At 73.8% G+C, this 8681-nt stretch carries 9 protein-coding genes; 3 read left to right on the forward strand and 6 right to left on the reverse strand.

Annotation, left to right across the window (positions count from 1 at the left end):
* Window positions 1-75 precede the first annotated feature (75 nt).
* Window positions 76-1011 (forward strand): NAD-dependent epimerase/dehydratase family protein, encoded by a 936-nt coding sequence (locus ACFP3R_RS29885; protein ID WP_380640772.1) that lies wholly within the window; start codon window positions 76-78, stop codon window positions 1009-1011.
* Window positions 1008-2585 (forward strand): phytoene desaturase family protein, encoded by a 1578-nt coding sequence (locus ACFP3R_RS29890; RefSeq protein WP_380640774.1) that lies wholly within the window; start codon window positions 1008-1010, stop codon window positions 2583-2585. The genes ACFP3R_RS29885 and ACFP3R_RS29890 overlap by 4 nt, the downstream gene beginning before the upstream one ends.
* 353 nt (window positions 2586-2938) lie before the next feature.
* Here the strand turns inward: ACFP3R_RS29890 and ACFP3R_RS29895 are convergent, their stop codons facing one another.
* From ACFP3R_RS29895 to ACFP3R_RS29915, 5 genes are all read right to left on the reverse strand, one after another.
* A complete protein-coding gene (locus ACFP3R_RS29895; protein WP_380640776.1) occupies window positions 2939-3214 on the reverse strand; it encodes a hypothetical protein in 276 nt (91 codons plus the stop codon).
* Between the two features lie 117 nt (window positions 3215-3331).
* The gene (locus ACFP3R_RS29900) at window positions 3332-3778 is read right to left on the reverse strand and encodes an SRPBCC family protein (protein ID WP_380640778.1); all 447 of its coding nucleotides are present in this window, start codon (window positions 3776-3778) and stop codon (window positions 3332-3334) included.
* A 45-nt stretch (window positions 3779-3823) separates the two neighbouring features.
* On the reverse strand, window positions 3824-4054 hold the full coding sequence (locus tag ACFP3R_RS29905; protein ID WP_380640780.1) for a hypothetical protein: 231 nt from the start codon (window positions 4052-4054) through the stop codon (window positions 3824-3826).
* Between the two features lie 583 nt (window positions 4055-4637).
* Window positions 4638-5129 (reverse strand): LuxR C-terminal-related transcriptional regulator, encoded by a 492-nt coding sequence (locus tag ACFP3R_RS29910; protein WP_380640782.1) that lies wholly within the window; start codon window positions 5127-5129, stop codon window positions 4638-4640.
* Window positions 5130-5285: 156 nt separating this feature from the next.
* The gene (locus ACFP3R_RS29915; RefSeq protein WP_380640784.1) at window positions 5286-5729 is read right to left on the reverse strand and encodes a GNAT family N-acetyltransferase; all 444 of its coding nucleotides are present in this window, start codon (window positions 5727-5729) and stop codon (window positions 5286-5288) included.
* 100 nt (window positions 5730-5829) lie between these two features.
* On the opposite strand from ACFP3R_RS29915, the gene ACFP3R_RS29920 reads away from it, so the two are divergent.
* Window positions 5830-6615: an enoyl-CoA hydratase/isomerase family protein gene (locus ACFP3R_RS29920; RefSeq protein WP_380640786.1), complete on the forward strand. Its 786-nt coding sequence runs from the start codon at window positions 5830-5832 to the stop codon at window positions 6613-6615.
* 21 nt (window positions 6616-6636) lie between these two features.
* Here ACFP3R_RS29920 and ACFP3R_RS29925 read toward each other — a convergent pair whose 3' ends face one another.
* Window positions 6637-8298, reverse strand: a complete 1662-nt coding sequence (locus tag ACFP3R_RS29925; RefSeq protein ID WP_380640787.1) for a serine/threonine-protein kinase — start codon at window positions 8296-8298, stop codon at window positions 6637-6639.
* Window positions 8299-8681 lie beyond the last annotated feature (383 nt).

Raw genomic sequence — 8681 nt, forward strand, 5'->3', positions numbered from 1 at the left:
GGCACGTGACCGACGAACTCGGTCCGCACCGCGCGCTCGGGCTTGGGCGTGGTGGTCGGGGGGTACTTTGCGGGCATGAGGGTCGTCGTCACGGGTGCCAGCGGCAGCGTGGGGACGGCACCGCGCCGCGTGCTCGCGGCGGACGGGGTCGAGGTGATCGGGGTCGCGCGGCGGGTGCCCGGTGGGGTGGGTGCGTCTCGTCGGCCGGAATTGTCGGACCCTTCTGGCAAGATGAAAGCAGGGGACCCCCTGGCGGGGACCTCTGCGGAGCGTGATCATCCGCCGGTGACCGAGCGGTGGGTGGGCTGCGACATCGGCGCGCCGGCCGCCGCGGCGCTGGTGACCCGGGCCGTCGAGGGCGCCGACGCGGTCGTGCACCTCGCCCGGGCGGTCCAGCCCACCCCCCGCGACCCGGACGTGCGGCGCACCAACCTCACCGGCAGCGCCCACGTGCTGCGCGCCGCCGAGCGGGCCGGAGTGCCGCACGTCGTCGTGGCCTCCTCGGTGGCCGCCCACATGCTCGCCTCCGGGCCCGCCTCCGGGCTCGTCGATGAGGGCCGGCTGTGCGGCGGGGTGCCCGGCAGCGCCTACAGCGCCCAGGAGGCCGAGCCGGAGCGGCTGCTCGACGGTCGCGCCGGCGATCCGGCCCATCCCGCGCGACCGCGCGACCGGGCGTTCAACGTCGCCGCCGATCCCGTGCTGCGCGCGACCGACCTCGCGGCGGTCGTCGGCGGCTTCCTGGTGCCCGTCCCGTTCCGCGCGCTGCCCGGACCGGCGTGGCTGACCTGGCGCTTCGGGTCGCAGCCGGCGCACCCGGGCCGGCTTCGGCCTGCCGACCGGGCGTCCCTTGTGGACACCGGTCGGCCGCGCGGGCCGGGGTGGGCGCTGGAGGCGGCGAACGGGCGCGGGCGCGGGACCCGGGGGCCGCTCGCGCCGCACGGGGGTCCCCGGTGGAGCAGACTGGGCCGGGGTCGACCCGTGCACCAGAGCCAAGGAGGAGGTTCGCGTTGAGCGACGTCGTGGACGCGGTGATCGTCGGGTCCGGTCCGAACGGGTTGGTGGCGGCGAACGTGCTGGCCGACGCCGGGTGGGACGTGCTCGTGCTGGAGGCCGCCGACGAGCCCGGTGGCGCGGTGCGCACGGCCGAGCTGACCGAGCCGGGGTTCCACCACGACCTGTTCAGCGCGTTCTACCCGCTGGGCGTGGCGTCGCCGGTGATCGCGGGCCTGGGGCTGGACCGGCACGGGTTGGAGTGGCGGTGGTCGCCGGACGTGCTGGCGTACGTGCTGCCGGACGACCGGGTGGCGCTGCTGTCGCGGGACGTGGACCGCACGGCGGCGTCGGTGGAGTCGTTCGGCGCGGGTGACGGCGACGTGTGGCGGGAGGAGTTCGCGCGCTGGCAGCTGGTCCGGGACGACCTCATCGAGGCGCTGATGAGGCCGTTCCCCCCGGTGCGGCCGGCCGCCGGGTTGCTGGGCGCGTTGGGTCCGGGTGGGGCGCTGCGGTTCGCGCGGTCGTTCGTGCAGTCGGTGCGGGCGTTCGGGGACGACCGGTTCTCCGGCGAGGGCGCGCCGTTGTTGTTGGCGGGCAACGCGATGCACACCGACCTGGGTCCGGACCAGGCGGGTGGCGCGGCGTTCGGGTGGCTGCTGTCGATGCTCGGGCAGGACCTGGGCTACCCGGTGCCGGCGGGTGGCGCGGGTGCGTTGACGCGGGCGCTGGTGCGGCGGCTCGGCGGTGTGGTGGAGTGCTCGCGGCCGGTGGCGGAGGTGGTGGTGGCCGGCGGGCGGGCGCTGGGGGTGCGCGACGCGTCCGGCGGGTTCGTGCGGGCGCGGAAGGCGGTGCTGGCGGACGTGCCCGCGCCGCGCCTCTACCTGGGGTTGGTCGGTGAGCGGCACCTGCCGGCGCAGCTGGTGTCGGACCTGGCGAAGTTCGAGTGGGACGACGCGACGATCAAGGTGGACTGGGCGCTGGACGCGCCGATCCCGTGGACGAACCCGGAGGTGCGCGGGGCCGGGACCGTCCACCTGGGAGGCGATTTCAACGGGTTGGCCATGACCAGCGCGGAGATCGCGTGCGGCCGGCTGCCGCGGGTGCCCTTCGTGATCATGGGCCAGATGACGACCTCCGACCCGTCGCGGTCACCGGCCGGCACCGAGACGGCGTGGGCCTACACGCACGTGCCGCAGGGGGAGCAGTGGTCGGCGGACCGCGTGCGGCGGCGGGCCGACCGGTTGGAGCAGCTGATCGAGCAGCACGCGCCGGGGTTCCGGGACCTGGTGCGCGGGCGGTTCGTGCAGGGTCCCGGCGACCTGGAGTCGCGCAACCCGAGCCTGGTGGGCGGTTCGATCAACTCCGGCACGGCGGCCATCCACCAGCAGCTGGTGTTCCGGCCGGTGCCGGGGCTGGGCCGGGCGGACACCCCGGTGGACCGGCTGTACCTGGCGGGCGCGTCGGCGCACCCCGGCGGTGGCGTGCACGGCGCGGCGGGCGCGAACGCGGCGCGGGCGGCACTGGCGCGCAACGGCCTGGCGGGCGACGCGTACCGGTTGCTGGTGCAGGGGCTGAACCGGGCGGTGTACTAGCGGGGTGGACTAGGGTGGGCCGTGGTCACCGGCCACGGCCCAGGGGCGGTGACCAGGGGTTTCGCCGCCAGTCCGGTCACACGATGGAGTGATCATCGCCCGAAGATGTACGAAAACCGGGGTCTCGGCCATCGGTTAGACATGGAATCCCGCGACCAGACCCCACAGTCCCACCCAGCCCACTCCCCCGACCCGGCAGCACCCGTCACCCCAGCAGTACCCGACCTCCGCCGGCGGCGGCACCCGTCACCCGCCAGGAACAGTCAGCTCCCACTGTGGTCGGCACCGGCGGCGAAGGTGCCGGCACGGGTTCGACGGAGGTGCCGAGCCGCAGGAGCCGCCGGCCTCGACGGCTAGGCGTTCGCCAGCCGGAGGCGTTCTGCCGCCTGCGCGCGTACGGCGGCACCGCACACCGGCTCGTCACCGTGCACCGCTTCCCAGCGGGCGTTGTGCCGCAGCGCGGGCGTGAGTGGGCGGGGGCACGGGAAGCCCCGGTCCGCCAGCCGGGTCTGGGCGACAACGCACGACGTGGCCCGGCCGTCGTCCTCGCGGGCCTTGATCACGACCTCCCGGCCACCGACCAACCGCAGGTCGAACATCGCCGACATCTGCCGCCGCTCGAACAGCACGTCTACCGGTTCGCCGCCCAACCAGTCGGCGCACCAGGTCGGCAGTCAGTCGGGCAGGTCAGCCAGGTCGGCCAACGGCACGGACGGCACGGACGGCACGGACGGCACGGCGGGAAACTACCCCTTGGGGTTCTCCTTGCGCACCGCCAAGTCCGCCAACCGCCGCAGCGACTCGCGGTTGCGCGGGACCAGGAACAGCGCCTGCACGGACTCCGGCAGCCGCGCTGTGGGCCCCTTGATCGCCTCCTCGGACATGACCACCTCGGTGCCGTCGGGCACCTCGGTCAGCTCCAACCGCACCCGGGCCGCGCCGATCGGCCACAGCCGGGCCTCCAGGTCGAGCAGCTTCAGGGGCTCGACGGCCCGCACGACGGTCACGTCCCGCACCGCGATCGGCCACGCCCCCACGCTGTGGTGGATGCGGGTGCCGACCGCGGGCCAGCCGGGGTCGACCTCCCGGATGTGGGCCGCGCCCACCACCCAGCCCGCGTAGGACCAGCCGTCGGTGAGGACCGCGAAGACGCGGTCCACCGGCACGGGGACCGTCGTGCGCACCTCGATCATGCGCACCGGTTTCCCGGTGCGGGGCGGCCGAAAACTCCCCGGCGGCTACTTGGCGCACGTGCCCTTGAGCCGGACCAGCCCGGACCTGACCAGCCCGGGCTCGACCAGCTCGGGCTCGACCAGATCCGCCACGACGGCGAGGCCACCCAGGGGGGTGGCGGAGTCCGGTCGGACGATGCGGGACCGGGTGGCGGACGAGAACCACAACCGACGAGAACCACAACCGGCCGGCCCGCCGGTGTCGACGTGGTTGATGTCCTGGAACGCCCGGAGCACCCCGTCACGGATGAGGCCCTGTTCGGCGCACGCCTTCTCCGGGATGGCGGCGAACGCACCGCCGATGACGCCGATCGTGTTACATACCGCACGGTCGGTATGCCTGAACGGACTAATCCATCACCGGAATGGCACGTGAGCATCAATCACAGAAAGTTTTCAATTTCGCACTCGTCCACCCGGCCGCGAAGGCGATCTCCAGGTGAACCGCAGGGGTGCCGCTCGTGAACGTCCCGGATTCCAATACCGGGGCCACCCTCACCACGCCGCCGCACAGCGGCCTACCGCACGAGCACGAGCCCGACGAGGTGGACGCGAGCCCCGGTGCACAGACACCGGGGTCACCACACCGCGACAGGCGCGGGTACGGCAACGCACCGTCACCACGGGACCAGGACGTACCCCGGCCGCCGGCCCGAGGGCGCACCAACCGGGGGATCACCGACGCCCCTCCGCACCCGCCCCACGCACGATCGAACAGCACGCGACGCAAGCACCACACAAGCCCCGCACGGCGTCGCGGACGGACCGGACCGGACCCGACCCGACCGCCGGCCGACCCGAGGATCGCCCGCCCATCGACCTACAGGTAGGAGCGCTGCCCCCACGGCATCGCCGCGGCGAGCTGGGCCCGCCTGCCGATGTCGAGCTTGCGGTAGATGCGGGTGATGTGGAGCTCCACGGCCCGGGTGGACACCGAGAAGTGCTCGGCGATCTGCCGGTTCGTCATGCCCTCCAGCATCATCAGCGCGATGCGGTGCTCGTGCGGCGTCAGCGGCTCGCGCGAGCGCGCCTCGGCGCTCTGCCCGTCCCGCGGCCGCACCATGCCCGGCACGCGCTCGCCCTCCGGCACGCCCAGCAGCACGTGCCACTGCCGGATGCGCACCTCGGCGATCGACTGCGAGCGCACGTACGGGTCACCGCGCACCAGGTCCCGGGCGGCGGCGTCGTCGGGCACCTGCACGATCAGCAGCACGCCGGAACCGTCGGCCCAGGGGCCGGTCCCGACGAGCACACCCTGCTCGGCCAGCGGACGCCAGTATTCCCGGTGGGCGAGATGAATGGATCTCCGCACCTGGCGCGCATCACGAAATGTCAACTCAACGGCGAAAGCCACTGGACTGATCCCCATTTCATTCCGCGGCCGACTTTCGTCCAACACTCAACATGTGGCCATTATTCAGTGTCAAGTGAGACACCTCACATGGGTGATATGCGAACCCAATGACCCCTATAGGCGCTTTTCGAACCAGTACCCGGCGTAGGGGTCGGCGTTGAACGGCGCGACCTCGGCGTAGCCGTGCCCGGCGTACAGCGCGCGGGCTTCGACCAGGTCAGCGCGGGTGTCCAGGCGCACGCGCCGGGCACCCAGCGCGGCCGCCCCCCGCTCCACCGCCGCCAGCAGCGCCGCACCCCCTCCCGTGCCCCTCGCCCCGGCCGCCACGTACAGGCGCTTGAGCTCGGCGGTACCGGGGTCGACCAGCCGGAAGCCGGCGCAGCCCGCGGCCTGCCCGCGGTGCCGGCCGACGTAGAAGGCGACCAGGTCGTCGGTGGGGTCCTCGACGAGGGCCCGGTCCACCTCGGCCCGGGTGGCGGGGCGGCCGTGGTAGCGGCCGATGATGTCGATCAAGTAGTCGTGGACGAGTGCGGTCGCGAGCGGGCTGTCAACCGCCACGGGCTGAACGGTCCAGGAAGTCATTGACAGATTTTCACCACGACTGGTCCATTTGGACACGGGGTTTTCGTCATTCCGGACGCGTGTAAAGTCCAGGCCCGTGCCGGCGCAACAGGTCCGCTTGGAGCGGGACGCGGTGGGGCTCGCGGTGCTCACCGTCGACGCTCCCCCGCTGAACCTCTACACCGCGGAGCTGCACGACCTCCTGGAGGGCGCGCTCGACGACCTGGAGGAGCGGCCCGCGCGGGCCCTGCTGGTCCGGGCCGAGGGCGGAGTGGTCAGCGGCGGCGTTGACGTGCGACTGTTCGCCGCGCAGCGGTCCGTCGCGCAGGCCAAGGCCCTGTTCGACCGGATGCTGGAGCTGCCGGAGCGGGTGGCGGCGCTGCCGTTCCCGACCGTGTTCGCCGCGCACGGGCTGTGCCTGACCTGGGCGTTCGAGGTCGCGGTGGCGTGCGACGTGGTGCTGGCGGCGCGGCGGGCGACGTTCGGGCTGGTGGAGAAGGTCGTCGGGCTGACCCCGACCATGGGCGGCACGCAGCGGCTGGCCGCGCGGGCGGGCGTGGGCCGGGCCAAGGAGTTCGTGATGACCGGTGACCGCTACGACGCCGAGACCCTGGAGCGGTGGGGCGTGGTCAACCGCGTGCTGCCGGACGAGGGGTTCGACGACGCGGCGCTGGAGTTCACCCACGCGCTGGCCAAGGGGCCCACGCTGGCGCACGCCGCCACCAAGCGGGTGCTGGCGCACTTCGAGAGCGGCGGCGTGGCCGAGGCCGACGAGCACGTCACGGCCATCGCGGCGGAGCTGTTCGACACCGAGGACCTGCGCGGGGCGGTGCGGTCGTTCCTGGCCGACGGGCCGGGCCGGGCGACGTTCAGCGGGCGCTGAGGGGCCGCCCGGCCCCGCGGGTCACAGCGGGTCGTAGGTGTTCGACGCGTACCAGGCCAGCGCGGAGCGCAGCTCCGCCACGTCCCGGTCGCGGCGCTTGCGGTAGCGCTCGTGCGAGATCGGGTAGACGCGCAGGCCGCCCTTGTGGTTGGTGAAGGTGCCCCGGCCCAGCGTCTCCGGCGGCCGGGCGGCGCTGACCAGCCACACCACCAGCCACGGGCGGGAGTGGTGCGACTCCACCTTCACCCGGGCGATGGCGTACCAGGGCAGGCGCCGGTTCTGCTGCCCGTCGGACAGGGTGAGGCCGTCCGGGCCGACGTCGAGGGTGAGCGGCGCGCTCACCGCGCCCGCGATCAGGCGCACCGCGGCGATCACGAACGCCAGGAACGCGATGAACGCGGCCAGCCGCACGATGTCGAGGGCCCCGTTGTCCGGGTCGGAGATCCAGCCGGTGGCCAGGGCCGCCAGCAGGTTCGCGCCGGCCCAGCTCAGGGCGACCACGCGGGAGGTGCGGAAGCGCGCCCCGGTGGCCTTGATGTGCTGGGAGCCGGCGTCGGCGGCGGGTGCCGCGCGGGTGGCCGGCTTGGGCGTCGCGGGGGCGATCCCGGTCGGGCTGGGCATCCCGGTCTGGTTCGGCATCCCGGTCTGGTGGGGCAGGCCGGTGACGTGCGGCAGGCCGGTGGCCTGGGGCTTGCCGGCCTGCTGGGGCTTGCCGGGCGGGTCGGCGAACCCCGTGGGGGGCGGGCCGACGAGCGTGGGCGGCTTCGGCGGCGGGTCCTCCACCATGACCCGCGTCGGCGGCTTCGCGGGCAGCCCGCTCAGCTCGGTGTGGCGCTGCTCGACGACGGTGCGCAGCCGGGCCGGCAGCCACGACGGCTCGGCCGACGGCGGGCCGATCAGCTCCAGCAGGCGGGCGGGCGTGGGCCGGTTCGCGGGCTCGCGGACCAGGCACGGCACGACCAGCGGCACCAGCGACGGCGGCACGCGCGTCAGGTCCGGCTCCTGGTGCACCACGCGGTAGACCAGCGCGGACGTGGCGCCCTCGCCGAACGGGCCGCTGCCGGTGGCCGCGAACACCAGCACCGAGCCGAGGGCGAACACGTCGCTCTGGGAGGTGATGGCCTGGCCGACGACCTGCTCCGGCGACAGGTAGCCGGGGGTGCCGAAGACGGTGCCCGCCTCGGTGAGCGCCGAGTGCTCCAGCGCGCGGGCGATGCCGAAGTCGATCACGCGCGGGCCGTCGTCGGCCAGCAGCACGTTGGACGGCTTGAGGTCGCGGTGCACCAGGCCCGCGGAGTGGATGGCGACCAGCGCCTCGGCCAGGCCGCCCGCCAGGCGGCGCACCGCGCGTTCCGGCAGCGGGCCGTGGTCCTGCACGGCCTGGTGCAGGCTCAGGCCCGGGATGTACTCGGTGGCCATCCACGGGTGCTCGGCGTCGGGGTCGGCGTCGACCACGGTCGCGGTCCAGAAGCCGCCGACGGAGCGGGCCATCTCGACCTCGCGGCGGAACCGCTCGCGGAACTGGGGGTCCTGGGCCAGCTCGGGGCGCGCGACCTTGACCGCGATCGGGCGCCCGCCGCGCGAGCGGGCCAGGTAGACCGACCCCATCGCGCCGCGACCGAGTGCGGCGAGCAGCGTGTAGTCGCCGATCCGCGACGGGGCGTTCGGGGGCAGTGGCTGCACGACACCCACATTAGATGTGCCGGGCGCGGCGCTTGACCCGGACCGCCGATTGCGGTGTGTGAACTATCCCGCCGCAACCTCGGGCCGGGTCGGGTTCCGAGCACCTCTCACGGCAACCGGGTGGATCACTCGGGGTGACCACCCGGCGGGCAACTGGTTCACGGATGGCGGAGGGGGTGGTGCTGAACGTTGAACTCGGGGGTCCTGGACGTACGACACGGTGGGCCTGGACGTACGACTCGCGCCCGTTCAGGTGGTGAGGGTCAGGAGGGTGGTGGCTTTGGAGTGCCAGGAGTGGGACAGGACGGACTGTCGGCGGGTTGCCGGGGTGGTGGGGTGCGGGGTTGACCCAGGTCAGGACTCCGAAGTCGGAGGCCAAGCGG

Origin of the sequence: Saccharothrix lopnurensis, assembly GCF_042658445.1 — a bacterium.
In the GTDB taxonomy this organism is placed as follows: domain Bacteria; phylum Actinomycetota; class Actinomycetes; order Mycobacteriales; family Pseudonocardiaceae; genus Actinosynnema; species Actinosynnema lopnurensis.